Consider the following 25,939-nt stretch of genomic DNA (forward strand, 5'->3'; position numbering starts at 1 on the left):
CGTTACACCAGCCGCCCCGGCTCGACTCCTGCCGCTGTCAGCGTCGGAGTGGCACCCCTGCCCTGCGTAAGGCGCGGGCAAAGTGCGGCCGTGCGTTCGGGCTTGTCAAGCAACGCACGCAAACGAAATCGCGGGCCCCCAGAAGGACCCGCGACTTCTGACACGCACCTGACATTGCCGCTATTGCGCCCGCCGGCGCCAGCGGCAAGCGCCGCCGCTCAGACGCTGTAGTTCGGCGCCTCGCGCGTGATCGTGACGTCGTGCGGGTGCGACTCGCGCAACCCTGCCGCCGTGATGCGGACAAATTGCGCCTCGGTACGCAGCGCGGTGATGTCACCGCACCCCACGTAGCCCATCCCGCTCCGCAGCCCGCCCACCATCTGGAACAGGACGTCGGCCACGGGGCCCTTGTACGGGACGCGCCCTTCGATCCCCTCCGGGACCAGCTTCTTCGGGGACATTTCGCCCTCCTGGAAGTAGCGGTCGGCCGAACCGTCCTGCATCGCCGAGAGCGATCCCATCCCGCGGATCATCTTGAAGCGGCGCCCCTCGAGAAGGAACGATTCCCCCGGGCTCTCCTCTGTCCCGGCGAGCATCGATCCCATCATCACGCTCGAGGCGCCGGCGGCCAGCGCCTTCACGATGTCGCCCGAGTACTTGATCCCTCCGTCGGCGATCACGGGAATCCCGTTGGCCCCGTCCACGGCATCCATCACCGCCGTCAGTTGCGGGACGCCCACACCGGTCACGACGCGCGTGGTGCAGATGGAGCCCGGCCCCACGCCGCACTTGATCGCGTCCACGCCACGCTCGGCCAGCGCCGCCGCTCCCTCGCGCGAGGCAATGTTGCCGGCCACGAGTTGCACCTGCGGGAAGGCCTCGCGCACCTTGGCCGTTGCCTTGAGCACCTCGTCGCTGTGCCCGTGCGCGGTGTCGATGATCAGGACGTCGACGCCGGCGTCCACGAGCGCCCTGGCGCGCACCAGGACGTCGCCGCCCGCGCCTAACGCCGCGGCGCAACGCAGCCGCCCGTGCTGGTCCTTGTTGGCGTTGGGGAACTGCCGGCGCTTGTGGATGTCCTTGATCGTGATGAGCCCCTTGAGCGTCCCGTGCTCATCGATCACCGGGAGCTTCTCGATGCGATGCTCGGCCAGGATGCGCTCGGCGTCGTCGAGCGTTGTCCCCATCGGGGCGGTCACCAGTCCCTTGGACGTCATCACCTCGTGAATCGGGCGCTGCACGTTGCGTTCGAACTGCAGGTCGCGGTTGGTGATGATCCCCACCAGCTTCCCCGCCCCGTCGACGATGGGGACGCCGCTGATCTTGAAGCGGTTCATCAGCGAGACCGCCTCGCGCAGGAGAGCGTCGGGGGTGAGCGTGATCGGGTTGAGAATCATCCCGCTCTCGGAGCGCTTCACGCGGTCGACCTCGGCCTGCTGCCGGTCGATCGACATGTTCTTGTGGATCACCCCGATGCCGCCCGCGCGCGCCATGGCGATTGCCATCTCGCTCTCGGTGACGGTGTCCATGGCCGCCGACACGAGCGGGACGTTGAGGGCGATTCCCCGCGTGAACCAGGTCGAGGTGTCGACGTTCTTGGGGTGGACGAGCGAGTGCCGCGGCTGCAGCAGGACGTCGTCGAAGGTGAGCGAGAGATCCTGCCGAATGCGAACCGCTGGGGCGGCGCCGTTGGACGCCAGGGCCCCGATACGCGAAAGCCCGCTCTCCGGAGTGCTCGGAGTCGCGGGCCCGTCAGAAGATCGAGTTGTTGTCGCCATGGCGAAAGCTAGACCGGCCAGGGGGCGACATCAAGTTCGGATGAGAGCAGAGGACGAGAAGACGAGAAGACGAGAAGACGAGAAGACGAGAGGAGCGATGCGTTCGTCAGGAGGGGGAGGGGTTCTCGTTCTGGTCGGGGGTGGGTGGGGCGTCGGTGGCGGGGGGGGTGGTGCCTGGGGCGGGGGTCTGCCCGGTGGTGCTGCCGCTGCTGGTGGTGGTTTGGGTCACGGTCTTGGCCACGTCGCTCGCGGTGTTCACGATGTCGGTGGCGACCGACTTGCCGGCGGCCGCGACGCCGTTGAGGACCCCCATGGCCTGGTTCAGGAGCCCCATGGTCTGCGAGATGGCCGATGCCGACACCTTGCCGGCGCGCAGCGTGTCCTCGACCCCTTCGGTGAAGCGGGTGAAGATGTTCGCGGAGGGCGACTCTTTCTGCGCGTAGCGCGACGCCATGAACTCGACGTAGTCCAGGACGGCGTAGCCCTTTTCGTCCGAGAGGGTATCGAGCTGGCGGACGATGCGGTCGCGGAGGTGGGGGGAGAGGGGCATACGACGGACGGGGGACGGGGGACGGGGGACGGGAGTGCCGGTCGCTTCGCGACCGGCGGGGGGCGATGAGCCGTGCTGAAGGCGCGCGGGGCGGCGTAGGAATCTACGGCGCGCGGGGCGCGGAGGGTTTCAGGGCGTCAGCTGCGCCAGCGCGCCTTCTCGCCGCGCGCGTCGATGTGGGCGTAGGAGGCGCCGCCCTGCGTGTAGACGCCCAGGCCGCCCACGAGGTCGGGGTACTTCTTTTCGACGATCTCCACCGCCAGCTCGATCAGTCGCACGTCCTTCGCATTCACCACGCCGTCCCGGTTGGCATCGATGGCCACGTCGGCGGCGTCGCCGTACTGGTGACGCGAGTCGGCGGCGGCGCGGGGGACGCGCCGGTTGTACAGCGGGGTGCGGAAGCCCGAGTGAACGTCGACCTCGACCGGGGCGCGCCCTTCGCCGCCGTGCCAGCTGGCGATCTCGTCGAAGATCAGCTCGAGCTTGTCGAGGAGGCGCCCGTCCACCGCCGCATAACGAGGCCACCCCTTCTGTTCATCGTGCGTGATGAAGTCGCCCACGCGCATGTGCGCCGACAGCGCCAACTCGGCGAGCGGCTGCTCGATCTCGAGAAAGCCGCGCGGCCCCGGCGTCGTATCGCCCGTGCGCTCGCCGTTGTAGTAGCCGATCTGGTAGCCGTTGAGTGCACCCCCCTGCTTCTCGCCAAACGGGACGAGGACGGCGAGGGTGAGCGAGTCGATGATGGTGGCGCCGCCGCGGTTGCGCACCGCCAGCCGGTAGAAGCCGGGTCGCCGCGGGGCGTCGAACGTTCCCGCCACGGCACGCGCGGTATCGACCGAGGCCAGCTCGCCCAGCGGGATCCACTCGAACGTGACCGACGACGGCGCGGCATCCAGCTCGAGGGGGAACTGCACGCGTTCGCCGGGGAGGGCGAAGCGCATGTTGACGCCGCGGCTGCGGCCGAGTGCCGTGGCCGCGAGGCGTGCGACCGGCGGCGGCGGCAACGGCTCCACGGCGGCCGGCGGGCCGAAGGCGGCGTCGGCCTTGCGCAGCGCCAGGAAGCTGCCTAACGCGAGGATGACGAAGGCGAGCGCGGAGATGGCGCGCGTGCGGAACTGACTGGCGCGCCGCGCCTGGCGCGGCGGCGGCGGATACTGCGGGAAGTTCTCGAACGGATTGGACACCGCGCCCTAGCTCCGCCCCCAACGCGCACGCGAGCCGCGCACGTCCACGTGCACGAACGGGCCGTGTGCCGACGTGGCGCGATACAGTCCCGCCCCACCCACCAGCTCCGGATAGTTGGCCTCGATGCGCTCCACCGACTCCAGCACGACCTTCGCGTCTCGCGTGTCGACACGCCCATCGCGGTTGAGGTCGTCCATGCGCCCGTCGCCGTTGTTGTCGACGAAGACGTCGGCCGCGTCGCCGTACTGGTGTCGCGAGTCGGTCGCCCGCCCGCCACGCTTCCCCACCCCCTGGGCGTTGTACTGCGGCGTCCGGAAGCCCGACATCACCGAGAGGCGCGCCACCGCGTAGCCACGGGTGCGAAGGTCGGTCATCAGGAGTTCGAGCTTGTCCACCAGCGCCTCGCGCAGCACGAGGTACTTGGGCCAGACATCCTGCTGGTCGTGCGTGAGAAAGTCGCGCAGCCGGAAGTTGTCCGAGAGCTGCGTGTCCTGGTTGGACGGCGTGACCTCGATGAATCCCTCGGGCGACTTGGTCGAGGCCCAGAGCCCTCGCTTCTCTCCCGGCCAGAAGCCGACGCGGTAGCCGCCCAGCTTCCCGCGCTCGCGCGCCTGGAAGGGGAGGAGGTTGATGAGCGAGAAGCGGCGCCCGCTGGCCGAATCGGCCGCGTGGTAGATGCCCGGGCGCTGGATGGCGCTGTCGCCGAACAGCTCGCGCAGGATGCGGATGCCGCTGTCGCGCCGCGGCGAAACCAGGCGCGCGCGCAGCTTCCCGCTGCGCCCAGCCATGCTGTCGGGAAGCGGGACGGGGGCGCTCGCCGTGACCGCGCCGACCACCGGTGCGCTGGCGTTGAGCGCCCCGACCGCCGGATACGACGCGGCGGCGCTGGCAGGAGCCAGCGCGGCAACCGCGAACGATGTCAGGGAAGCGCGAATGGCGCGCGAGAGGTGGGGCACGAAGCGGATGTCCCGTCTTCCGGTGGAGGCCAGATCAATTTCGGTCATTACGACCGGTTATGTCACCCCTTCCGCTCCGCCAAGGTTCCCCCCGGATTACCGTCGGGTCAGCGGGAGATTTCGCCGGGTTTGGGGTGCCGCGAACGTTCAGTAGATGTAGACGGGAGTCCCCACCGGGACGATGCGGAAAAGCGTCTCGATGTCCTCGTTGCGCAGGCGCACGCACCCGTGCGACGCGGCGCTCCCGATCGAGCTGGGGACGTCGGTACCGTGCAGCGCGTAGCCGTCGCCCAGGTTGAGGCGGTGCGTCCCCACCACCCCGGGAAAGCGACGCTGGTTGGTCCCGAACGGGGGAATGACGACCTGCCCGTTGACGATCAGGTCGCGCCCCTCCCCAGCCTCCAGCACCTCGACCGTCCCGTCGGGCTGGCGGCGAACGATGTTGCTCCCGTCCACGGCGAGGGTGTCGCCATTGGGGAGTGGAATGAGGTCGCTGCGCTTGAGCGCCAGGAGGCCGAGCTTCTTCTTGTGCGCCACCTCGACATAGTGCCAGTCGGGGGGGACCCAGGCGGGCTCGCTCTCCTTGCTCTGCACCACGAGGCGCCCGCGCGGCGTCTCGAACTTCCACTGGTTGCCGCCCCCCTTGTCGAGGACCTTCCCGCTCCCGGTGGCAACGCGCGTGGTGAAGAGGAGCGAATCGCCATCCCGATACCACAGGCGGCGGTCGGCGATGCTCACCACGATGTATGCCCGCCCCTGCGTCGTATCGACCGGGGCGTCGACGATGGTTTGCAGCGAGTCAGACACCGCCCCCACTTTCCGCTTCACGTCCTCGAGCACCTCGAGGTTGTCGTTGAAGACCATGCGGGCCACGTCGCGCTTGTAGCGCGCCGTGACGGTGGCGGCGCCAAGTCCGGCGCTCCCCACCAGCAGGAGGGCGACGAGCGTCACGAGGACGCGCGCCGGCGTCCCGCCGTGCTTGAGGAAGTGCTGAACGTGGCTCATTCGTAGAAGTACACCGAAAGTCCCGGCGTGATGATGGGGGCGATGGCGCGCAGGTCGCGCCGCGACATGCGCACGGCACCGGGCAGAACATACCCACTATCGGCCAGGAGGCCGGAATCGGGGAGGGCGTAGATCACCGTCCCTCCCGTGAGGACGAGCGCATCGCGCCCCAGGACACCCGGCAGGAGGCGGTCGCTTGGGGGGGGCGTCGCCATGTCGCCAAAGACCCAGGTGGGGACCTCCCACGCGTCGCGCGGGCGCAAGACGCGTTCGACCGAACGTGCCCCCCGGGGGCGCACCACCCGCACCGTTTCCGCTCCCCCTCCCACGACCCGCTCGGCGCCGAGTTCGACGCGCATCTGCCGCAGGAGCGCTCCGTCGCGCTCGAGGAACATCGTCCCGCTGTCCATCGCCACCGACAGATGCAGGGCACGGTCGCCCGACGCCTGTCGCCGAATGAGTTCCAGCATGACGGCGACCTTGTTCTCTTCCGACTCGGCGACCATGTCGGTCTTCTGGCGCTCGGACTCGGACATGCCGGCGCGCAGCCGAGCCGTCTCGCCGCGATAGCGCAGGTAACGCACGCCGAGGATGGCGTCGCCCACCTGGAAGAGGGCGATGAGCGTGGAGAGGATGGCGACCGTGCGCGGGTACGCGCGGCGCAGCGCGGCGAAGCCGCCCGCGGGATGATGCGGCGCGCTCATCCCGGCTTGGGCTTGCGTGTAGATTGCCAGCTTCGTTCGTGTGTCGTATTCACGCCACCGGCTCCCCGGCCAAGATGCCCCGACCCAGTACTCGTCCCGTCGTCCTCGTCGTCATTGACGGTTTTGGCCATCGCGACGCCACGGAAGGTAATGCCGTCGCCATGGCCCGCATGCCCACGTGGTCGCGGTTGTGGGCCAAGGCGCCCCGGACGCTGCTCGACGCGAGCGGGCTGGCGGTGGGGCTTCCGGCGGGGCAGATGGGGAACAGCGAGGTGGGGCACCTCAACCTGGGGGCGGGGCGGGTGGTGAAGCAGGACCTGGTCCGGATCGAGGAAGCGATCGCCGACCGGTCGTTCTTCAGCAAGGCGGCCTTTGTCGACGCCTGCGCCCACGTGAAGCGGAACGGCGGGACATTGCACCTGCTGGGGCTCCTGGGCGACGGCGGCGTGCATGCCATGGAGTCGCACCTGTTTGCCCTCCTCGACCTGGCGGAGCAGCAGGGGGTGACGCGCTTGGCGATCCAGGCGCTGATGGACGGACGCGACACGCTCCCGACCAACGGCTACGGCTACATGCAGAAGACGCTCGCCATGGCGGCGGGGCGGGCGCAGGTTGCCTCGTTAGGTGGGCGGTACTTCGGGATGGACCGCGACAAGCGGTGGGAGCGCGTCAGGAAGTGGTACGATTCGGTGACCGGGGTGGGCCCCACCACGGACGACCCGCTGGCGGCGATCCGCGCGGCGTACGATCGCGGCGAGACCGACGAGTTCATCACGCCGATGACGGTGGTGAAGGACGGCGTCCCGGTAGCCCCGATCCGCGACGGCGATGCGATCATCGGCTTCAACTACCGCTCGGACCGGATGCGCCAGATGGTGCGCGCGCTCACGCAGGGCGACTTCGCCGGCTTCGACATCAGCGCGCGACCGAGCCGTTTGCACCTGGCGACGATGACGTCGTATGACGAGACGTTCTCGTTCCCCGTCGCCTTCCCGCCGTTCTCGATGGCCCGCATCGTGGCCGAGGTGGTGTCGGAGACGGGGATGACGATGTTTCGCACGGCGGAAACCGAGAAGTACCCGCACGTGACCTACTTCTACAATGGCGGGATCGAGGCGCCGTTCGCCGGCGAGGTGCGCAACCTGGTGGCGAGCCCCAAGGTCCCGACCTACGACCTGCAGCCGGAGATGTCGGCGGCGGGTGTGACCGACGTCCTCGTCGAGGCGATCGAAAGTGGATCGTACGACTTCACGCTGTGTAACTACGCCAACGCCGACATGGTCGGGCACACCGGCTCCATCCCCGCCGTCATCAAGGCGCTGGAGACGGTGGACTCGTGCCTGGCGCGCGTCATCGCGGCGGCGGAAAAGCAGGGGGCGCGCCTGCTCATCACCGCCGACCACGGCAACTGCGAAGTGATGATCGATCCCGAGACGGGGGGGCCGCACACGGCCCACACGACGAACCCGGTGCCGATGGTGGTGTTGGACCCGGATGGCGATCGCCCGATGCAGAGCGGTGGTGCGCTGTGCGACGTGGGCCCGACGATCCTCTCGATGCTGGGGATCGAGCAACCGACCGAGATGACCGGGCGCGCCCTGCGCCTGCCGTCCTAACGAACGCAACCGACCAGACCGCGCACACCGCGACGTGATGATGAACCGTTTGTTGCCCCTGCTGGGGCTGTGCACCGTGGCGGCGCTCGCGCCGCGCGATACCATGGCGCAGGTCGGGTATACCCCGCGCAAGTCGCCCTATCGTGACCTGCACGGGCGCCAGGAACTGACGATCTTCGGCGGGCAGTACACCGCCGGCGTCGATCCGGCCGGGGTGGCCCCGGTGAGCGGCCCGACGTTCGGCGCGCACTACGAGTTCCACATGACCGGGCCGGCGTATTTCACCGTCCAGTCGATGCTCGTGATGTCGGAGCGCACCGTCCTTGACCCCACCAAGCTCCTCGTGCTGCGCGACCTGGGGAAGAAGAACGTCAACCTTCTCCTCACCGACATCGGCTTCGCCCTCAACCTCACCGGCTACAAGTCGTGGCACGGGATCGTCCCATCGTTAGGTGGCGGGCTGGGGATCGCCGCCGGCTTCGACGCGCCGGACGTGGGGCAGTACAAGGTCGGCTATCCGTTCATGCTCACCTTGCGCCCGGCGATCAAGTTCGCCCCCGGCGGGCGCTGGCAGGGGCGCATCGACGCGGGGAACTACTTCTACCGCATTCGCTACCCTGACTCGTACTTCACCAAGTCGACCGCCGACCCGGCGGTGCTCGAGGTGTCCGACGGCCGCAACGTGTGGAAGCGCAACCTCGGCCTCACCGCCGGGATCACGTACACGTTCGGGCGGTAGGTGGCACGGGCGTACCTCACGCGCCGCGTGACCTTTGCCGCGGCGCACCGCTACCGGCGCCCGGAATGGGACGACGAGCGCAACCTGGCCACCTTTGGCGCCTGCGCGCGCCCAAACTACCACGGGCATACGTACGTGTGTGACGTGACGGTGGGCGGTGAACTCGATGAGGTCACGGGCTTCATCGTCGACCTCGGCGCCCTGGACCGCGTGCTCGCCGCCGAGGTTCACGCACGCTACGACCACGCCAACCTCAACCTCGACATCCCCGAGTTCGCCGAGGGGAAGCTGGTCCCCACCGGCGAGAATGTGGCGCGACTGATCTTCCAGCAGGTGCGCGCGGCGTTGCAGGCGTTAGGCGCGAGCGCCGAGGTGGTGGAGGTGCGCGTGGCGGAGGATGCGACGCTGGCGTCGGCGTATCGGGGGGAGTGAGGGGGGACGGGGGACGGGAGACGGGAGACGGGAGACGGGAGTGCCGCGGCCGGTGGCCGCGGCGGTCTTGTTTGGGGGTGCGGGGGGCGGGTGCGGCGGGGCATCTTTGGGCGATGAGAGAGCGCGAGTGCGGCGCGTGCGCTGCCGCTGAGTTCAATGCGCCGGTGTGCGCGGGCGTCGGCGCCCCACACTCGCGTGACCCGGGCGTGCGCGCCCCGCGTTCCCCGCGTACCCCACGCGCCGCGCGCGTCCGGCGTTAGGTGATGCACTGCACCGGGGTGATACTGGCCGGCGGAGGGGCCACGCGCTTCGAGGGGCGCCCCAAGGGGCTCGAGGTGGTGGGGGGGCGCCGCATCATCGACCGCGTGGCCGCGGCGCTGGGCACCGTGACCGACGCGCTGCTCCTCATCGCCAACGATCCCGGCGCCGACGCCTGGCTCCCCGGCGTGCGCACGTGCGGCGACGTGCGAGCGGGCGAGGGGAGCCTGGGCGGGTTGCACGCGGCGCTCTCGCATGCCGAGGCTGGCGTGCTGGTGGTGGCGTGGGACATGCCCTTCGTGAGCGCCCCCCTGCTCCAACGGCTTCGCGCGTTAGGCGAGGACGGCCACGACGCCGCGGTCGCCGAGAGCGGGGGCCGGCGGGGCGTGGAGCCCATGTGCGCCTGGTATGGACCGGGTGCGCTGGAACCGATCACGCAGGCGCTGGACCGCGGCGACCGCCGCGCGACCGCTGTGCTCGACCACCTGCGCGTCGCGCGCCTCCCCCTCGAGGAGGTGCAACGCTTTGGCGACCCCGCGAAGCTCTTCCTCAACGTGAACTCGCGCGACGAGCTGGCCCGCGCGGCGCAGCTCGCCAGCGCGCCCTGACCGCATGCCTCTCTTCCGCTCCATCGTCGGCCGCAAGCACGCGGGAAATGCCGCGCTCGCGGTGCAGCTGGCGGCGGCGCTCCGCCGGCGCGGGCTGCGCGCGATGACCATCGAGCACGGGGGAAGCCGAGCGCGTGGCGATGATCGCTCCCGACCGCCTGGCGGTCGTGATGCGCTGGGGCCAGGAGCGGGCGGCGGGGGAAGTGTCGGAACGGTAGATGGCAGACGGGACGACGCTCGGCGCGCGGCGAGAGCCTCGCGCGCCCTCGGCCGGCGCGATATCGTGCGTGGCGCCGAGCGTGCGCACCTCCACCGCGGGGCGACGCCGGCGACTCCCCGACGCGAACCCATGTCACGCGCCATCCGAACGACTGCCCGCCCCCCCGCGCCTGCGCGCCGTGCCCGCTCGCGCCAGCGGCTCGCCGCCGTCGCCGCCTTCGCCGCGACCGCCTCGACGCTCGCCGGCTGCACTCGCGCCAGCGCGCACGGTGCCCCATCCATCCGAATGCACGCCGAGGTTGCCGCACTTCGCCACAGCGTCGACTCGATGGTGGCCGCGCCGCAGTTCCGCAGCGCACAGTTGGGGATCCTGGTGGTCGACCCGGTGAGCGGCGACACGCTGGTGTCGCACAACGCCGGCAAGCTGTTCATGCCGGCGTCGAACCAGAAGATCCTCACCGGGGCGGCGGCGTTGCAGCTGCTGGGGCCGGACTTCCGCTTCAGCACGACCATGGCCGCCAGCGGCCCGGTGGCGGACGGCGAGGTGCGCGGCGACCTGGTCGTGAGCGGCACCGGCGACCCCAGCGTGAGCGACCACATGGCCGGCGACGCCATGCGCCCGCTGCGCGCCATGGCCGACTCGCTCGCCGCACGCGGCATCACCCGCATCGCCGGGGCCATCGTCCCCGGTGCCGACGCCTTTCCCGATGTCACGTTAGGCTACGGCTGGTCGTACGATGACCTCGACTTCGCATACGCGGCGGGGGTGGACGAGCTGTACTTCAACGAGGGGTTCGCCCGCATCGTCGTTCGCGGCGGGGCGACCGCCGGCGAAGCGCCCACCGCGCGCACGCTTCCCGCAACCACCGTCCCGCGCGTACGGATGTGGGCGCAGACCACGGCGCCCGTCGCGGCGGCCACGGCCAGCGCCCGCCGCTCCCGTACGCTCACGGTGCGGCAGGATTCCACCGACAACGCCACGGTCATCATCGACGGGAGCATTGCGGCTGGCGACTCGGCGGTGCTGACCATCACCCAGCGCGATCCGTCGCGAGCCTATCTGTTGGCGCTGGCGGAGGCGGTACGCGAGCGCGGGATTGCCGTCACCGCCGGAGTGTCGATGTGGCGCGGGACGTCGACCTATCCGCTCTTCTCCCTGCTGTCGCCCCCGCTCACCGATGTGCTCAAGGCGTTCGAGAAGCCGTCGCAGAACCAGATCGGGGAGATTCTCCTGCGCACGCTGGGACGCGCGCGCGCGGGCGTGGGGACCGCCGACAGCGGCGCGCGCGTGGTGCGCGACCAGCTGCTGGCATGGGGTGCTGCCTCCGACGGCTTCGTCTATCGCGACGGGAGCGGGCTCTCGCGGCAGGATGTCGTCACTCCCGAGACGATCGTGCGCGTGCTCGACGCGATGCGGCAGTCCAGGGACTTCTCGACCTTCTACGACGCCCTCCCCATCGGCGGCGTGGACGGAACGATCGCCAATCGCATGAAGGGAACGCCCGCCCAGGGCAACGTGCACGCCAAGACCGGAACCCTCGACATGGTGCGCTCGCTCTCCGGCTACGTCACCACGGCCGACGGGCGCCTCCTCCTCTTCAGCGTCCTCGCCAACCATTTCGTCGTCCCCACGCGCGAGATCGAGCGGGTGCAGGACACGCTGGTGAGCCGGCTGGCATCGTTGCGCCTGACGGCAGGGGCGCGCTGATGTTCACCGTCGCCGAGGCGAGCGCCCGCAGCCTGGCCGGCATCGCGCCGCTGGGGGTCGAGCGCGTGCAGCTGCTCGACGCCGTGGGGCGCGTCCTCGCGCGCGATGCGGTCGCCAGCTACACGCTCCCGCACTGGGACAACTCGGCGATGGATGGCTACGCGGTGCGCGCCGAAGACATCGCCGCCGCCAGCAGCAACGCTCCGGTGCGGCTCCGGGTGCTGGAGACCGTCGCCGCAGGCGGCTTCCCGACCCTCCCGGTGCGCCAGGGGCTCTGCACGCGCATCATGACGGGCGCCCCGATCCCCGATGGTGCCGATTCCGTGGTCCGCGTCGAGGACACCGATGCCGGGCTCGAGGTCGTGGCCATCCGCGACGCACGCGACGCGCGCAAGAACATCCGCCCGCGCGGCGAGGACTTCGTGGGCGGCGCCACCGTGATCCCCGCCGGGACGCCGATTGCGCCGGCGCAGGTCGGTGTCCTTGCCTCGTTAGGGCTGCCCTCGGTCGAGGTCCACCGCCGCCCCGTGGTGGCCATTCTCGGCTCCGGCGACGAGCTCGTCGACCTCGATCGCTTCCACGAGGTGCTGGCGGGACGGAAGATCGTCACCTCCAATTCGTACAGCATCAGCGCACTCGTCAGGAGCAACGGCGGGATCCCGCTCCTCCTCGGCAACGCCGGCGATACGCCGGCGTCGTTGCGCGCCCTCCTCGAGCAGGCTCGCGGCGCCGACCTGATCGTCACCTCCGCCGGCGCCTCGGTGGGGGCGTTCGACTACACGCGCGACGTCCTGGCATCGTTAGGTGCGACGATCGACTTCTGGAAGGTGCGCATGCGCCCCGGCGCCCCCATCGGCTTCGGCGCCCTGCACGGCACACCGTGGGTCGGGCTCCCCGGCAACCCGGTGTCGGTGATGGTGACGTTCGAGCTGTTCGTGCGCCCGCTGCTGCGGCGCATGCAGGGGCACGAGCGCCTCTTCCGCCACCCCGTCCCCGTCGTGCTCGACGACGGCGTGACACTCGGCGCACGGCTCACGCACTTCCTGCGCGGCATCGTCGACGTGGGCAACGACGGACGCCTCCACGCCCGACTCACCGGGCCGCAAGGGTCCGGAATCCTCACCTCGATGGCGCGGGCCAACGCGCTGCTCGTGGTCCCCGAGGATCGCTCGCGCTGCGAGGCGGGCGATGTGGTCCATGCCCTCCTCGTGAACGAGGACGCCCATCTCGCCGAGTCGTTCTCGCTGTGACCGTTGCAGGTGACGACGCCTGGTGGGAGCGCGAGCTGGACGCGCTCCGCGCGCGCTTCGACGTGGCCGAGACCGAGGTCACCTGCGGCAACCGCCGCTTTGTCCTCGCGCACCCGCGCAACGCCGAGTCGCTGATCGACGAAGACGCGTTCGAGCGCGACGAGCGCCTCCCCTACTGGGCCGACGTGTGGCCCTCGGCGCGCGTCCTGGCCGAGCACGTGGCGCGCCACAAGGGGAACGGACGGCGTGCCCTGGAACTCGGCTGCGGGAGCGGGCTCGTCGCCTGCGCCCTCGCGCACGCCGGCTATCGCGTCACGGCAACCGACTACTATCCCGAGGCGCTCGAGTTCACGCGCGTGAACGTGGCGCGCAACACCGGACATCGCATCGTCACGCGAATGGTCGACTGGCGCGACATGCCGCGCGATCTGGGACGCTTTGACGTGGTTGTTGCCTCGGACGTGCTGTACGAGCACACGCACGGGGACCTGGTGGCCGATGCAGTCCTCGCCACGCTGTCCGACGAGGGATACGCGCTCATCGCCGATCCGGGGCGGCTCTCACTCGCCAACTTCCTGGCCAGCGCCGAGGAAGGGGGGATGGCACTCACCGAGCACTGGGTCGCCCCGTTCGAGGAAGGATCGCAGAAGCAGCAGATCCAGTTGCACGTGCTGCGCATCCGGTAGCGGGGCATGCGCGAGCCGGCGCGCGAGCTGTCGCGCGCGGAATCTCACCCGTTCATCGCGCCCTTGGGGATGCCAGCAAAGAGCGTCGCCAGCGGGAGCACGAACGCCGGTGCGCCAGCCGTTGCCCGCCACTCCATGGCCGACTCGAGTTGGCGGAGCGAGGTATCGCCGCCCATCGACTCCTCGACCGTGTGGCGCTCCGGGTCGACGATCCAGTACGTGTCGACCCCCATGCGCGCGTACAGCTCGCGCTTGGTCACGCGGTCGCGCCGTCGCGACGACGGCGAGATGATCTCGATCGCGAGCTTCACCGTGTGAACGGCGTTCCAGTCGAAGGTATAGCGCTCGGCGAGGTCGGTCACCCAGATGTCGGGATCGACGTAGGTGTCGCGCGTCCCCCACGTGAGTTCGGCGGGCCCGACGATGATTGCATCGGCGAGCCCCAACGGTTCGAGATACTGAAGCAGCGCGTTGATCAGGCGCACCTTGAGCACGTCGTGCCGCGCACTCGGCGTCGGGCTCACGAACACTTCCCCGTCGATGAGCTCGATGACCATGCGCTCATTGGTGCGCATGGCGCGGATGTCGTCGACGGTGAGAGGGCGAGCGCTGGCGGGCATGGACATAGGCTAGCGCTTCCGCGCCGAGGGGGGCAAGGGGATTTCGCCATATCCCCCAAACTGCGCCGAGCCGGTCAGCGACGTGCCATCATTTCGTTGCACATCGTATCGAACGCGTGCCGCGCTATCGGCTCACGCGCTCCCCACACCCCTTCAGCGTGGCACCGTCGAAGACGACGGTTGCGATGTGCGTCCATGCCTTGTCGGCCATGGAGTCCTGGCAGCGGCGGGTCTCGAGCCTGACCTCGAGCGTGTGCGCGTCGGGGGCCGCGGTGAGCGCGATCCAGCGCAGCGTCGCGCCATCGGTCTGTGGCGCCGTGGCGGGGAAGAGGATGCCGTCCTTGTAGTCCGGCGTCGTGTAGCGCAGCCCTGCCTTGGAGATGCGCACGCCCCAGAACGGTTCGTTCCCCGCCAGGCGGAACTCCCCCGCCTCGTCGGCCGGGCCGTGCGGCAGTGCCGACGTCTCGCCCGCGGTGGAGGGGCTCGCCCCCGTGTCGCTTGCAGCTGGCGTGGTCAGCGGCGCGGCCAGTGCCGAATCAGCGACCGGCGCGCGCGGTTCACCGCCGCAGGCGAGCGTGAGCATCGTCGTCAGCAGCAACGCCAGGTGCGCGACGTCATGCGCTACCGCACGCCTACTTCGAATGCCACGCCTGCTCCCCCGCCCCACTACTCCCCCGCCTCGCTCCGCCCTTCGCTGGGGCGGGCTTCCCCGTCTCCCGATCGCGCCTCGATCCGCGCGGCCACGACCTCCGCGATGTCGTAGACCGGCACCGTGCTCTCCAGCTTCATCCCCGCATCGTTGAGCATGGTCATGCAGAACGGGCAGGCGACGGCGACCGCCTCGGCGCCCGTCGCGAGCAGCTCCTTCTTGCGCTCGACATTGATCCGCTGCCCCACGCGTTCCTCCATCCACATGCGTCCGCCGCCAGCGCCGCAGCACAGCCCCTTGTCGCGCGAGCGCGGCGCCTCCACCAGCTGCACCACAGGGAGCGCGCGCTTGAGCGCCTCGCGCGGCGCGTCATACACGTCGTTGTAGCGCCCCAGGTAGCAGGAGTCGTGGTAGGCCATCACCAGCTTCTCCCCGGTCTCGTGCTTGAGGGGTACCATGCCGTCGGCAAGCAGGCGCTCGATGTACGTGGAGTGGTGGATGACCTCGTAGTTGCCGCCGAACTGCGGGAACTCGTTCCCGATCTGGTGGAAGCAATGCGGGCACGAGGTGACGATGGTGAACACCTCGTAGCGATTCAGCGTCTCGATCGCCTGCTGGGCGAGCATCTGGTACAGGTACTCGTTTCCCATGCGGCGCGCCGGGTCGCCGTTGCAGGTCTCTTCCTGGCCAAGGATGGCGAACTTGATCCCCGCCGCCTGGAGGATGCGGGCAAAGGCGACGGTCGTCTTCTTCGCCCGGTCGTCAAACGATCCCATGCAGCCCACCCAGAACAGGATGTCCGGGCGCTCGCCACGCTCCCACAGCTCGGCCATGGTCGGGATGTCCATCCCCTCCGCCCACTGGGCGCGCTCCGACGGCTGGAAGGCCCACGGCGAACCGTTGCGTTCCAGCGACTCGAAGGCCGGTTGCACCTCCTCGGGAAAGCGCGACTCCGTGAGGACCAGGTTGCGACGCATCTCGTTGATGATCTCCAACTGGTCGATGGAGACCGGGCACTCATACACGCAGGCGCGGCACGATGTGCACGACCACAGTTCCTCCTCGGTGATGAAGTTGTCGAGGAGCTTGTGGTCGAGGAGCGCGGCGCGCGACTCGGCGTCGCCCCGGGCCGCACCAATGAACGGCATCCCGAAGACATCGTCGCCGCCCACGATGGCGGGCGCGACCTCGAGCAGGCGCTGGCGCGTGTTGACGACGATCTTGCGCGGAGAGAGCGCCTTGCCGGTGATGTTGGCCGGGCACACCGAGGTGCAACGCCCACACTCGGTGCAGGAATAGCCATCCAGCAGGTTCTTCCAGCTCAGGTGCGTGACGTCGGCGGCGCCGAACACCTCCGTCTCCTGCTCCAGGTCCATCTTCTTCATCGCGCCCACGGTGCCCGGCCCACTCGTGTTGGACAGGAAGGTGTTAGGCAGCGAGACGATGACGTGCAGGTGCTTGGAGTACGGGAGGTAATTGAGGAAGGTGAGGATGAGGAGTGCGTGCAACCACCACGACACGTGGTGGATCGCCTGCACGGCACCGTGCGGGACGGAGGCGAACAACTGCGCCAGGGCGGCGGAGAGCGGCTGCACGGCGGCCGGGTGATCGACGCCGAGTGCACGGTCGGTGGCCGAAGTGACGAGCAGCGTCACCATCAGCGCGCCGATGAGCGAGAGGATGAAGATCGCGTCGCCCGAATGCACGCCATCGCCTTGCAGCCGACGGGGCTTCACGACGATGCGGCGATAGAGGAGGAGTGCGACCGCCGCCAGCACCGCCGCCGCTGTCAGCTCCTGCGAGGCGAGGAAGAGCCAGTACAAGGGCCCCGGGAGGATCTTCGCATAGGTGAAGCCGGGAATGAGCCCCTGCGCGATGATCTCCAGTGCGCCCACCTGCAGGACGAGGAAGCCCCAGAAGACGAGGGCATGCACCGGGCCGGCGAGCGGGTCGCGGAGGATCTTGGTCTGCGCGATGCCGATGCGCAGGAGATTCCACGCGCGTCGCGGGATGTCGTTGAGCCGGTTCTCGTCATGGCCAATGCGCAGGTAGCGCACCAGGCGCTGCGCGTTGTACGAGAAGAAACCCAGCGCCAGCGCGAGGACGAGGGCGAACGCCACGTGGGACATGGGAAGGGGGCGTGAGCGGTGACGTCAGTGCGACGACTGCCTGGCCTGCTGCACGGCGGCGGTGAGCGCGGGGACAACCTCGAACACGTCGCCCACGATCCCGTAGTCGGCCACCTTGAAGATGGGGGCCTCCTTGTCCTTGTTGATGGCGACGATGCACTTGGAGGTGCGCATTCCGGCGAGGTGCTGGATTGCCCCCGAGATGCCGACCGCGACATAAAGCTCCGGCGAGACGAGACGCCCGGTCTGCCCGATCTGGTCGGAGTGCGGGCGCCATCCTTCGTCGGTCACCGCGCGCGTGGCGCCGACCGCCGCATTGCCGAACGCCGCCGCGAGATCTTCCACCAGCTTGAAGTGCTCGGCAGCCTTGAGCCCACGACCACCGCTGATGATGATGGGCGCCTCGCCAAGGTCAAGCTTCTTGGAATCACCGAGGATCGTCTCCGTCACCTGCACGCGGGCCCCCGATGGATCGGCGGCCACCTGCTCGGTGCGCCCGGCCCCGGCCTTTGCAGCTGGCGATACCGACCCCGGGCGCAACGACAGGACGACCGGCGTTCCGACCAGCTTGAGCGTCTGCACCACCTTGCCCGTGTACCCCGGGTGCGTGACGATGACCGCATCGCCCCCCACGCTGAACGACGTCACGTCGGTCGCGATGGCGCACCCCAGCCGGGCCGCGGTACGCGGTGCGAGGTCCTTGCCCTGCTGCGAGGCCGAGAAGATCACGGCACGGTAGTCGCCGCCCTTCACGCGATCGGCCACGAGTGCCGCCGTTGTCTCGGGGGCGTAGTTGGCAAAGCCCGCATGTTCGGCGACCAGCACCACGTCGGCCCCGTACTGGGCCAGCGTCGCCGCCTTGGCCGCCACGCCGGCGGGGCCCACGAGGACGGCATGCACCTCGCCGCCGACCTGGTCGGCCACCTGGCGCGCGGCGGTCACCGCCTCGAGCGCCACCTTGCGCAGCTCACCGCCGCGCGCTTCCGCAAATGCCAGCACGTTAGGCATCAGAGCACCTTCGCTTCAGTCTGGAGGAGCTTCACGAGCTCGGGGACGGCCCCCGCCCCTTCGCCAATGATGCGCCCGGCCGCGCGCGCGGGCGGGAGTTCCATCTTCTCGACCGTCAGGCGCACCTCGCCGAGCTGCGCCGGCCTCACCTCGAGCGGCTTCTTCTTGGCCGCCATGATCCCCTTGAGCGACGGGTAGCGCGGGCGCGCGATCCCTTCGTCGATGGAGACGACGGCCGGGAGCGGGAAGGCGACCAGCTCACCGCCCCCCTCGATCTCGCGACGTGCCGTCCCCTTGCCGCCGGCAATCTCCAGCTTGGAGCAGGCATGGACGAGCGGGAGCCCCAGCAACTCGGCGACGACAAACTGGGTGACGCCGTTGGCGCCGTCGATCGACATCTTGCCGAACATGATCAGGTCGTAGCCGCCGGCCTTGAGTTCGGCGGCGAGCGCGGCGGCGATGGCGAAGGCGTCGTAGGGAACGGCGTCGCACTTGAGCTGGACGGCCTTGGCGGCCCCCATGCTCAACGCCTTGCGCAGCGTCTCCTGCACCACGTCGCCGCCAAGGGAGATCACATGGACCTCGCCCGCGCCGAGCTTCTCCGTGAGCTGCAATGCGGCCTCGACGGCGTATCCGTCGAAGTCCGACATGTCCCACTTGAGCCCCGCCTCGTCGACGCCCTTGCCCGACGCGGCGATCTTGAAGTTCACGTCCATCTCAGGGACGCGCTTGATGCAAACGGCAATCTTCACCGTTACGTCTCCAGGTGTGAAGGAAGCGGGGGGTAATCTAGCGGCTGCCCCCCGGGAACACAGGACGGCGATCCCCATCCCGGATGTCGCCGATCCCCCCATCTTTCTCCCATGACTTCGCCCACGAATCGTCGCGCGACTCCACGCATCGCCCTGGTCACCGGTGCCACCGCCGGGCTGGGGGCCGCCTTTGCCCGCGCCCTTGCCAGGCGTGGCTACGCCCTCGTCCTCGTGGCGCGGGACGCGGAACGCCTGGCCGGCGCCGCCGCCTCGCTGCGCGCCGGGCACGGCGTCGAGGTCGAGGTCATCGCCGCCGACCTCGCGACCGACGGCGGCGTCGATGCCGTCCTGGAGCGCATCGGCGAAGGAGCAAACGACGCGGCGCGCGCCATCGCGCTCCTCGTGAACAACGCCGGCTTCGGGACCAAGGGGTCGCTCGTCACGTCCGATCCGGTCGCGCAGGAGACGATGCTGCGCCTGCACGTCCTCGCGGTGCACCGCCTCACGCAGGGCGCCGTGCGGCAGATGGCGGCCATGGGGCGCGGGGCCGTCATCACGGTCTCCTCGGTGGCGTCGTACCTAACGAGCGCCGGCAACGTGAACTACTGCGCCACCAAGGGATACCAGCGCCTTGCCATGGAGGCGCTGGCGCGCGAGGTGGCGTGGCGCGGGATCTACGTGCAGGCGCTCTGCCCGGGCTTCACCCGCACCGAGTTCCACCAGCGCGCCGAGATGTCGATGCGCTCGATTCCCGGCTGGATGTGGCTCGACGCCGATCGCGTCGTGGCCGACTCGCTCGACGCGATGGAGCGCGGCTCGCCAACCGTGGTGACCCCCAGCGCCCGATACAAGGCGGCCGTCCTCCTCCTGCGTTTCCTCCCGCGCTGGGCGGTGCACCTCGCGAGCGGGCGATACCGCGAGACGCGACAGGCACCGGCCTGACCCTTGTCGCGCCGCGCCGCCGCCACAAGGACGCGCCCCTGGCGCCATGCGCTACGGGCGGAACTCGATGGCCGAGTACATCTGCGCGTAGACGTGACGCGCGGGGCCCGTGGCGTACTCGCGTGAACGGGTCACGGCGCGCCACCCCACACTCAGGCGGTGCAGGCGCAACGCGGTGCCGAACTCGTACTCGCTCACCGTCGGCACGCGCGTGACGTGGCGGTCGGTGGCGCGAAAGAGCGTACCATCGAGCGAGAAGTCGTGCGCCACGAACTCGCGGCGCCCGGCGGCACTCACCTGGAACTCCCACGCCCCCCGCCCTCGCCACGCCCGCGGGTCCCAGGGATGCGACATGTTGATCCCCAACCGAAGCTTGCCGCCGACATCGGCCGAGGTGCGGATGTTCCCCAGCGACGTTCCCACCGAGGGAGCGATGTCGAGGATCCCCATGCCGCCCGGCGCCCACCGGAGCGCCATGATCGACTGGCGCACGCCGAGGAGCACGCCGGGCTCGGCGCCCACCTGCGTCTCCCACCCGGTGGCCCGCGTGGTGTAGCGCGCGTTGATGTGGTGCGCGATGGACTGGGCCACCTTGCCTAACGCCGGGGCCCCCGTCACGCCCAGCGAGAGCGAGTACGTGCGCAACGCACGGTTGGAGATGCGTCGCCCCTCCCCCCCGAGGTAGAGCCAGGCCGCATAGGGGCGCTCGTACATCCACCCCTCGTAGGAAAACGGGGGACGATCGAGGTTGGGGGTGTACATGTCCTGCCCGATGAAGATCGATGTCGACAGGCAGGCACGATCGTCGATGCGTGCGGTCGCACACCCGGGCGCGCGGCGCCCCAGCGTGCGCCCCCACCACGGCGCGCGCAGCGTTTCCATCCCCAGCACCACGCCGTTGGTGTACTCCTCGTCGGTGCGCTTGCCGGGATGCTGCCAGAAGTTGTAGGCGTCGTTGTCCAGGCGCGCACGCGGGAGCCACCCCAGGGTGGGGTGTCGCGGCATGGAGCGCGCGGCCGCGTCCTTCTTCTCTCCCCGCTTCTCCGCCGAGTTGCCCGCGCCGCGCCCTTCGGCTGCACGGTCGGCATTCTGCGCCCCGGCGCGATGCGGAAGCATCGCCGCGAGCGCCAGCGCACAAGCCGCCAGCTGCATGCCGCGCACGAGCGCCATGGCGGCCGCCGCCGCACGGCCGCGCACACCGCCCACAACGACGAAGAGCCGGCGAACCGGCCCTTCGTGCCCTGCTGTGCGCCCGCTCACGCCCGGCAACTCAGTTGAACGCGTTGAGGCCGGTCACGGCCTGCCCGAGGATGAGCGAATGGACGTCGTGCGTCCCTTCGTACGTGTACACACTCTCGAGGTTGGCCATGTGGCGCATGGCCGAGTACTCGGCGAGGATCCCGTTGGCGCCAAGGAGGCGGCGCGCCTCGCGGGCGATGTTGGTGGCGATGTCGACGTTGTTGCGCTTGGCGAGCGAGACCTGCTGCGGCGTGAACGTGCCGGCGTCCTTGAGGCGCCCCAGGTGCAACGACACGAGCTGCGCCTTGACGATCTCCGTGAGCATGTCGGCCAGGCGCGCCTGTTGCAGCTGGAAGCCGCCGATCGGCTTGTCGAACATCACGCGGTTCCCGGCGTACGACACCGCTTCCTCATAGCACGCCATCGCCGCCCCGATGGCCCCCCACGAGATCCCGTAGCGCGCCTGCGTGAGGCACATGAGCGGCGACTTGAGGCCGCCGGACCTGGGGAGGAGCGCATCGGCCGGCAGGTGCACGTTGTCGAAGGTGAGCTCGCTCGTGTCCGAGGCGCGCAGCGAGAGCTTCCCCTTCTGGTCCTTCGCCTTGAAGCCGGGGGTGTTGGTGGGGACCACGAAGCCGCGAATCGACGACTGGTCCTTGTCCCCGTTGGTCTTGGCCCACACCACGGAGACGTGCGCCTGCGAGCCATTGGTGATCCACATCTTGCCGCCATTGAGAAGCCACGAGCCATCGGGCTGCTGCATGGCCATCGTGATCATCCCCGACGGATTGGAGCCGTAGTCGGGCTCCGTGAGCCCGAAGCAGCCAATCGCCTCGCCGCTGGCCAGCCTGGGGAGCCAGCTCCGCTTGTGCTCCTCGCTGCCAAAGGCGTAGATGGGATACATCACCAGCGCGCCCTGCACCGAGGCAAACGATCGGATGCCGGAGTCGCCGCGCTCCAGCTCCTGCATGATGAGCCCGTAGGCCACGTTGTTGAGCCCAGCGCAGCCGTACTCCTCGGGAAGGTTGGCCCCCAGGACGCCCAGCTCGGCCATCTCGGGAATCAGCTCGCGGGGGAAACGCCCCTCCACGTAGCACGATCCGATGATCGGGAGGACGCGCTCGTCGACGAAGCGACGGACGCTATCACGGACTGCGCGCTCATCCTCGGAGAGCGCGCTATCGATATTGAAGAAGTCGGTCGTCATGCGGGGGAAAGATAGCGGTTGCCCACGCGCGCGCCGAGGTAGGCGGCTGGGCCGGCGAGCAGGGCGGGAAAGACGAGGGTGGCGACGAGCGGTGCCCACCCCGGCAGTTTCATCGAGGTCGCGAGGGCACCGGCGAATCCTGCCACCGGTCCGCCCCCCACCGCCACCACCGCGAGGTACCCGCCCCACCCGAGCGCCCCGCCAAGCGCGGCGAGCAACCCCGGGGTACGGACGTCTCGCATGAGCACCCCGAAGGCCGCCGCCAGGAGGGGAACGATCCACCATCCCACGAGGACGGTGCCTAACGTGATCACGATCGCGAGAATGAGCGCACGCAGCACGACCATGGTCAGCGCCCTCCCGGCGTGAGGGTGAGGCGAGCCGTCAGCTGCGATGGCGAGAGCGAGTCCGGCGCCGCCGGGACGGTCGCGAGCTCCAGGTCGCCGTCGCGCCAGAAACGCAAACGGTCGGCGTAACGCGGCGAGGCCGGATTCCCGCTCTGCCCGCCAGGATACGTCACCATCGCCCGCACCGTGGGGCCCAGCTCGACGACCATGCGCCAGCTCGCCCCGAAGCCGCCATTCCCCACCGACGGGTTGAGCGTCCCGCGCCCTCCCTGCACCGCGAGGTCGCGCGCCGAGAAACCTTCCAACCCCAGCAGATGATTCACCTGCGCCGTCGTCTGTGCCGCCGTCCCCCACGCCCACTTCCCCGCCGCGGGCAGGCCGTTGCGCGCGACGAGCGTGTCGTATGCCGCGGCGAGCGCGCCGGCCAGGATCGCGTCGCGGTCCTCGACCACGCCGCGCGTCGTGCGGTTGTCCCACCAGGCGTTCGTGGAATCGCTCATCATCGCCAGGAGCACCGCCGAACTCGGCGTCGCCACGCGCACTGTGTCGCCCGCGGGAACGAGTTCGTCGAAGGTCCGCCGCACGACCTGCGAGAGCGCCTGCTCGAACAGGATCGCCCCGGTGTTGCCAACGCGATAGCGACGGTCCCAGGCGCCAAGGATCGAGTCGGCCGCGGCGAGCGATGGGGGCGCACCGGCGCGGGCCGTGGCGACGGCAGCCGCATTCCGCAGGTAGGTCACGAACCAGTCGGCGCGCACGCTCCCCGGGTCGGTCTGGAAGCGGCGCATGTCGTCCATGGAAACCTGTGGCGTGGCGCGCAGCAGCCGGTTGATCTGCAGCGCGCGCCATGGCTCGAAGGCCCAGTCGAAGCCGAGATACGCCGGCGCCTGCTGCGGATCCATAGGCTCCTGATTGGCCGAGGCCAGGAACCCCTGCGCCGGGTTCATCGCCTGCGGGTACTGCGACACGGGCCAGTAGCCGGTCCAGTCGCTGGCCGCGGTGGAGCCGTCGAAGATGGTGAGCCCGTCGCTCCCCGCCGGGCGCAACGGATAGTGCCCCGTGGAGCGGATGGCAATGTTCCCGCTGCGATCGGCGACGACGACGTTCTGCGCCGGCGAGAAGTAGTCGCGGGCAAAGGCCTCGAGGAAGTCGGCGACCGTCGTGGTGTGCTGCGCGTTGAAGAACGCCGACGCGAGATCGGTGGGTTCGTTCACGGTCCAGCGCATCGAGACCCAGTCCTTCTCCAGCCGGTGCATGGGCCCGCGATGCGTGTAGCGCACGGTGTCGACGCGCAACACCTCGCCGCGCTTCCCGCGATACACCTCCTCGCGCTGCTCGACCTCCTTCCACACGTCGTCGACGAGGTACTTCGTAGGGCGCACCTGGTCGTCGACCGTTTCGCGATAGAAGTCGAGAACGTCGGCGCCGGTATTGGTGAGCGACCAGGCCAGGTCGCGCGTGAAGCCGATGACGATCCCCGGCGACCCCGGAATCGTGACCCCGTACACGTCCAGCTTGCCCGGCACGACGAGGTGCGCCTCGTACCAGATGCTGGGAAGGGTTAGTCCCAGGTGCGGATCGCCGGCAAGGATGGGATGCCCGCTCTTGCTGCGCGAGCCGCTCACGACCCAGTTGTTCGACGCGAAGATGGACGACACCTCGGCGTCCTGCTGCGCGGTGCCCGAGGAGGGGAGGAGGTCGAGGAGAGCCAGCGCGCCGCTGTCGACGGCGCCGGCAGGGGGAACGTGCACCGCGTCGATGCGCGGTTGCCCGCTCCCGTTAGGCTGGATCGGCTCCTGGATGGGCGTGTGCGCGGGAAAGAGCGCACGCGCCGCCGCATCGCCCACCAGCGCGCGTGCGGCCAGCCGCTGCCGCTCGCCGTCGAGGTGGGCGAGCGTCCACCCCATGCGCGCATACAGGTGCAGCGAGTTGATGGGCGCCCAGCGCGCCGGCTGCCGGCCGAGCAGCTTGTACTCCACCGGCCACTCGGCGGGCGATGCATGATCGATGTAGGCGTTGACCCCCTCCGCATACGCCTCGAGCAGCCGCCGCCCGAGCGACCCGTTGGCGAGCGCGGCCAGCTTCTGCTCGGCCCCGCGCGCCATGCCGAGGGCGCGCGGTTCGCTGTCGGCGCGTATGGCGGCCTTGCCCACCAGTTCCGTGAGCGTTCCGGCGCCGGCGCGCGCCTGCAACTCGAGCTGGAACAGGCGGTCGCGCGCCACCACGTAGCCCAAAGCGCGGATTGCGTCTTCCTCGGTGGCGGCAAAGATGTGCGGGACGCCACGCTGGTCGTAGCGCACGTCGACCTTGCCGGTGAGACCGGGGAGCGCCGCCGTGGCACTATCGGGGAGCGTCGTGTACGCCGCCGCCCCCCATGCGCCGCGGACCGGGTCGAGGAAGGGGCCGAGCGGGGGGAGCGGTCCGGCGCCGAACTTCCCGATGTAGACGGTGCCGGCCAGGAGGAGCGCCGCGAAGACGCTGGCAAGGGGGCGAAGTCGCATGCCGGGAAGCTAGCGCTCCCTGCCGGGGCCGGTAGGCGCACGCCGACCGTCGCATGCACGGCGTCGCCTGCTGCTGCGGCTACGGCGGCAACTATGGCAGCAACTACGGCTGCAACGCGCGCTTGGCACGAGGCGTCGTCCCCACCTCGGCCGCCTTGCGACGAAACGCTGCGCCGTGGTCGATGGGGTAGCCGCTCTCTTCCTGCCACTGGTGCACCATCTCATGCAGGAGCGTGTCGGTCGCTTGCGCCCAACCATCGCGACGGATGTGGCGTCTGGAGATGGCGATCTCGGCGCCGGCTGGGTGCGACCGTGCCGGCGCGTAATGCCCGAGCCGCGACTTCATGCGGCGCGAGACGGTGACCGTGATGGTGCGCAGCGCTCCGCCAAAGTGCAGGGCGTTCAGGCGCGCGTGTTCGCGACGCAGTCGCACGGCCATGGCGTCGTCGTCCGGATGCAGCGGGGTGCGCCGTGGCGGACGCGGCGCGGCGTCGCGGTGGATGGGATGGGTGAGGATGATCCGCTTGGCGGCGAGGCGGGCCGCGCCGCGCGCCGTGACGAAGACGGCAATGGCGCGCACGACGTCGTCGGGAGCGGTGGCGAAGCCTTGCTGCACGCGCAGGGTGCCGGCGCGGAAGGAGACGAGCGTCGTGCGGTTTCGGGTGAGGCGGAGCGTCTGGATGCCGGTCATGCCGAAGGCACGCAGGCGATGGAGGAGGAGGTCGGCGGCGTGGGGGGAGGGGCGGGTGGGGGGGGTGGGGGTGGGGCTTGAGGGCGCGGGGGTGGGGGTGGCGCTGGGGCCCCCCCCCGACCACAACATCGCTCCCGCCCCCTCACCCTCCCTCACCATT

Annotated in this window: 24 protein-coding genes; 8 read left to right on the forward strand and 16 right to left on the reverse strand. The window is 69.9% G+C overall.

Annotated features, from left to right (window positions below; translation table 11 throughout):
• Positions 1–218: 218 nt before the first annotated feature.
• From guaB to IT359_20715, 6 genes are all read right to left on the reverse strand, one after another.
• On the reverse strand, positions 219–1,778 hold the full coding sequence (gene guaB, locus IT359_20690; GenBank protein ID MCC6931418.1) for an IMP dehydrogenase: 1,560 nt from the start codon (positions 1,776–1,778) through the stop codon (positions 219–221).
• A 106-nt stretch (positions 1,779–1,884) separates the two neighbouring features.
• Positions 1,885–2,328, reverse strand: a complete 444-nt coding sequence (locus tag IT359_20695) for a hypothetical protein (GenBank protein ID MCC6931419.1) — start codon at positions 2,326–2,328, stop codon at positions 1,885–1,887.
• Positions 2,329–2,465: 137 nt separating this feature from the next.
• A complete protein-coding gene (locus IT359_20700; GenBank protein ID MCC6931420.1) occupies positions 2,466–3,512 on the reverse strand; it encodes a hypothetical protein in 1,047 nt (348 codons plus the stop codon).
• 6 nt (positions 3,513–3,518) lie between these two features.
• Complete coding sequence (locus IT359_20705; GenBank protein MCC6931421.1) at positions 3,519–4,517, reverse strand: DUF882 domain-containing protein; 999 nt, start codon at positions 4,515–4,517, stop codon at positions 3,519–3,521.
• Between the two features lie 99 nt (positions 4,518–4,616).
• Positions 4,617–5,474: a L,D-transpeptidase gene (locus tag IT359_20710; GenBank protein MCC6931422.1), complete on the reverse strand. Its 858-nt coding sequence runs from the start codon at positions 5,472–5,474 to the stop codon at positions 4,617–4,619.
• The gene (locus tag IT359_20715) at positions 5,471–6,178 is read right to left on the reverse strand and encodes a hypothetical protein (protein ID MCC6931423.1); all 708 of its coding nucleotides are present in this window, start codon (positions 6,176–6,178) and stop codon (positions 5,471–5,473) included. Before IT359_20715 ends, IT359_20710 begins: the two co-directional genes overlap by 4 nt.
• A 74-nt stretch (positions 6,179–6,252) precedes the next feature.
• On the opposite strand from IT359_20715, the gene IT359_20720 reads away from it, so the two are divergent.
• From IT359_20720 to IT359_20750, 7 genes are all read left to right on the forward strand, one after another.
• The gene (locus tag IT359_20720; protein ID MCC6931424.1) at positions 6,253–7,794 is read left to right on the forward strand and encodes a 2,3-bisphosphoglycerate-independent phosphoglycerate mutase; all 1,542 of its coding nucleotides are present in this window, start codon (positions 6,253–6,255) and stop codon (positions 7,792–7,794) included.
• A 40-nt stretch (positions 7,795–7,834) separates the two neighbouring features.
• Positions 7,835–8,533: a hypothetical protein gene (locus IT359_20725; protein ID MCC6931425.1), complete on the forward strand. Its 699-nt coding sequence runs from the start codon at positions 7,835–7,837 to the stop codon at positions 8,531–8,533.
• The gene (locus IT359_20730; GenBank protein ID MCC6931426.1) at positions 8,534–8,965 is read left to right on the forward strand and encodes a 6-carboxytetrahydropterin synthase; all 432 of its coding nucleotides are present in this window, start codon (positions 8,534–8,536) and stop codon (positions 8,963–8,965) included.
• A gap of 263 nt (positions 8,966–9,228) precedes the next feature.
• Positions 9,229–9,831: a molybdenum cofactor guanylyltransferase gene (locus IT359_20735; protein ID MCC6931427.1), complete on the forward strand. Its 603-nt coding sequence runs from the start codon at positions 9,229–9,231 to the stop codon at positions 9,829–9,831.
• Positions 9,832–10,180: 349 nt separating this feature from the next.
• On the forward strand, positions 10,181–11,758 hold the full coding sequence (gene dacB / locus IT359_20740) for a D-alanyl-D-alanine carboxypeptidase/D-alanyl-D-alanine-endopeptidase (protein ID MCC6931428.1): 1,578 nt from the start codon (positions 10,181–10,183) through the stop codon (positions 11,756–11,758).
• Positions 11,758–13,008 carry a molybdopterin molybdotransferase MoeA gene (locus IT359_20745; protein ID MCC6931429.1) on the forward strand — a complete coding sequence of 417 codons (1,251 nt, stop codon included), beginning with the start codon at positions 11,758–11,760 and terminating at the stop codon, positions 13,006–13,008. Before dacB ends, IT359_20745 begins: the two co-directional genes overlap by 1 nt.
• Positions 12,933–13,694: a methyltransferase domain-containing protein gene (locus IT359_20750; GenBank protein ID MCC6931430.1), complete on the forward strand. Its 762-nt coding sequence runs from the start codon at positions 12,933–12,935 to the stop codon at positions 13,692–13,694. The genes IT359_20745 and IT359_20750 overlap by 76 nt, the downstream gene beginning before the upstream one ends.
• 44 nt (positions 13,695–13,738) lie before the next feature.
• Here the strand turns inward: IT359_20750 and IT359_20755 are convergent, their stop codons facing one another.
• The 5 genes from IT359_20755 to IT359_20775 form a co-directional block, all read right to left on the reverse strand.
• On the reverse strand, positions 13,739–14,320 hold the full coding sequence (locus IT359_20755; protein ID MCC6931431.1) for a Uma2 family endonuclease: 582 nt from the start codon (positions 14,318–14,320) through the stop codon (positions 13,739–13,741).
• 118 nt (positions 14,321–14,438) lie between these two features.
• A complete protein-coding gene (locus tag IT359_20760; protein MCC6931432.1) occupies positions 14,439–14,912 on the reverse strand; it encodes a hypothetical protein in 474 nt (157 codons plus the stop codon).
• 68 nt (positions 14,913–14,980) lie between these two features.
• Entirely contained in the window at positions 14,981–17,092 is a 2,112-nt protein-coding gene (locus IT359_20765; protein ID MCC6931433.1) for a (Fe-S)-binding protein, read from the reverse strand.
• Positions 17,093–17,116: 24 nt separating this feature from the next.
• Positions 17,117–18,100, reverse strand: a complete 984-nt coding sequence (locus tag IT359_20770; GenBank protein MCC6931434.1) for an electron transfer flavoprotein subunit alpha/FixB family protein — start codon at positions 18,098–18,100, stop codon at positions 17,117–17,119.
• Positions 18,100–18,852 (reverse strand): electron transfer flavoprotein subunit beta/FixA family protein, encoded by a 753-nt coding sequence (locus IT359_20775; protein MCC6931435.1) that lies wholly within the window; start codon positions 18,850–18,852, stop codon positions 18,100–18,102. Before IT359_20775 ends, IT359_20770 begins: the two co-directional genes overlap by 1 nt.
• 111 nt (positions 18,853–18,963) lie before the next feature.
• Here IT359_20775 and IT359_20780 point away from each other — a divergent pair, with 111 nt between their 5' ends.
• Complete coding sequence (locus IT359_20780; GenBank protein MCC6931436.1) at positions 18,964–19,794, forward strand: SDR family NAD(P)-dependent oxidoreductase; 831 nt, start codon at positions 18,964–18,966, stop codon at positions 19,792–19,794.
• A gap of 51 nt (positions 19,795–19,845) precedes the next feature.
• Here IT359_20780 and IT359_20785 read toward each other — a convergent pair whose 3' ends face one another.
• From IT359_20785 to IT359_20805, 5 genes are all read right to left on the reverse strand, one after another.
• Positions 19,846–21,054: a lipid A deacylase LpxR family protein gene (locus IT359_20785; protein MCC6931437.1), complete on the reverse strand. Its 1,209-nt coding sequence runs from the start codon at positions 21,052–21,054 to the stop codon at positions 19,846–19,848.
• 10 nt (positions 21,055–21,064) lie between these two features.
• Positions 21,065–22,240, reverse strand: a complete 1,176-nt coding sequence (locus IT359_20790) for an acyl-CoA dehydrogenase family protein (protein ID MCC6931438.1) — start codon at positions 22,238–22,240, stop codon at positions 21,065–21,067.
• A complete protein-coding gene (locus IT359_20795; GenBank protein MCC6931439.1) occupies positions 22,237–22,587 on the reverse strand; it encodes a hypothetical protein in 351 nt (116 codons plus the stop codon). Before IT359_20795 ends, IT359_20790 begins: the two co-directional genes overlap by 4 nt.
• 2 nt (positions 22,588–22,589) lie before the next feature.
• A complete protein-coding gene (locus IT359_20800; protein MCC6931440.1) occupies positions 22,590–25,088 on the reverse strand; it encodes a penicillin acylase family protein in 2,499 nt (832 codons plus the stop codon).
• A 103-nt stretch (positions 25,089–25,191) separates the two neighbouring features.
• The gene (locus IT359_20805; GenBank protein ID MCC6931441.1) at positions 25,192–25,779 is read right to left on the reverse strand and encodes a SprT-like domain-containing protein; all 588 of its coding nucleotides are present in this window, start codon (positions 25,777–25,779) and stop codon (positions 25,192–25,194) included.
• Positions 25,780–25,939 lie beyond the last annotated feature (160 nt).

The organism is Gemmatimonadaceae bacterium (genome assembly GCA_020852815.1).
Classification (GTDB): domain Bacteria; phylum Gemmatimonadota; class Gemmatimonadetes; order Gemmatimonadales; family Gemmatimonadaceae; genus SCN-70-22.

Bases quoted from the DNA above. Each gene is read 5' to 3' on its own strand.
- guaB (MCC6931418.1), bottom strand. From the start codon at position 1,778: ATGGCGACAACAACTCGATCTTCTGACGGGCCCGCGACTCCGAGCACT.
- IT359_20695 (MCC6931419.1), bottom strand. From the start codon at position 2,328: ATGCCCCTCTCCCCCCACCTCCGCGACCGCATCGTCCGCCAGCTCGAT.
- IT359_20705 (MCC6931421.1), bottom strand. From the start codon at position 4,517: ATGACCGAAATTGATCTGGCCTCCACCGGAAGACGGGACATCCGCTTC.
- IT359_20710 (MCC6931422.1), bottom strand. From the start codon at position 5,474: ATGAGCCACGTTCAGCACTTCCTCAAGCACGGCGGGACGCCGGCGCGC.
- IT359_20715 (MCC6931423.1), bottom strand. From the start codon at position 6,178: ATGAGCGCGCCGCATCATCCCGCGGGCGGCTTCGCCGCGCTGCGCCGC.
- IT359_20720 (MCC6931424.1), top strand. From the start codon at position 6,253: ATGCCCCGACCCAGTACTCGTCCCGTCGTCCTCGTCGTCATTGACGGT.
- IT359_20725 (MCC6931425.1), top strand. From the start codon at position 7,835: ATGAACCGTTTGTTGCCCCTGCTGGGGCTGTGCACCGTGGCGGCGCTC.
- IT359_20735 (MCC6931427.1), top strand. From the start codon at position 9,229: ATGCACTGCACCGGGGTGATACTGGCCGGCGGAGGGGCCACGCGCTTC.
- dacB (MCC6931428.1), top strand. From the start codon at position 10,181: ATGTCACGCGCCATCCGAACGACTGCCCGCCCCCCCGCGCCTGCGCGC.
- IT359_20745 (MCC6931429.1), top strand. From the start codon at position 11,758: ATGTTCACCGTCGCCGAGGCGAGCGCCCGCAGCCTGGCCGGCATCGCG.
- IT359_20755 (MCC6931431.1), bottom strand. From the start codon at position 14,320: ATGTCCATGCCCGCCAGCGCTCGCCCTCTCACCGTCGACGACATCCGC.
- IT359_20765 (MCC6931433.1), bottom strand. From the start codon at position 17,092: ATGTCCCACGTGGCGTTCGCCCTCGTCCTCGCGCTGGCGCTGGGTTTC.
- IT359_20770 (MCC6931434.1), bottom strand. From the start codon at position 18,100: ATGCCTAACGTGCTGGCATTTGCGGAAGCGCGCGGCGGTGAGCTGCGC.
- IT359_20780 (MCC6931436.1), top strand. From the start codon at position 18,964: ATGACTTCGCCCACGAATCGTCGCGCGACTCCACGCATCGCCCTGGTC.
- IT359_20790 (MCC6931438.1), bottom strand. From the start codon at position 22,240: ATGACGACCGACTTCTTCAATATCGATAGCGCGCTCTCCGAGGATGAG.
- IT359_20795 (MCC6931439.1), bottom strand. From the start codon at position 22,587: ATGGTCGTGCTGCGTGCGCTCATTCTCGCGATCGTGATCACGTTAGGC.
- IT359_20800 (MCC6931440.1), bottom strand. From the start codon at position 25,088: ATGCGACTTCGCCCCCTTGCCAGCGTCTTCGCGGCGCTCCTCCTGGCC.
- IT359_20805 (MCC6931441.1), bottom strand. From the start codon at position 25,779: ATGACCGGCATCCAGACGCTCCGCCTCACCCGAAACCGCACGACGCTC.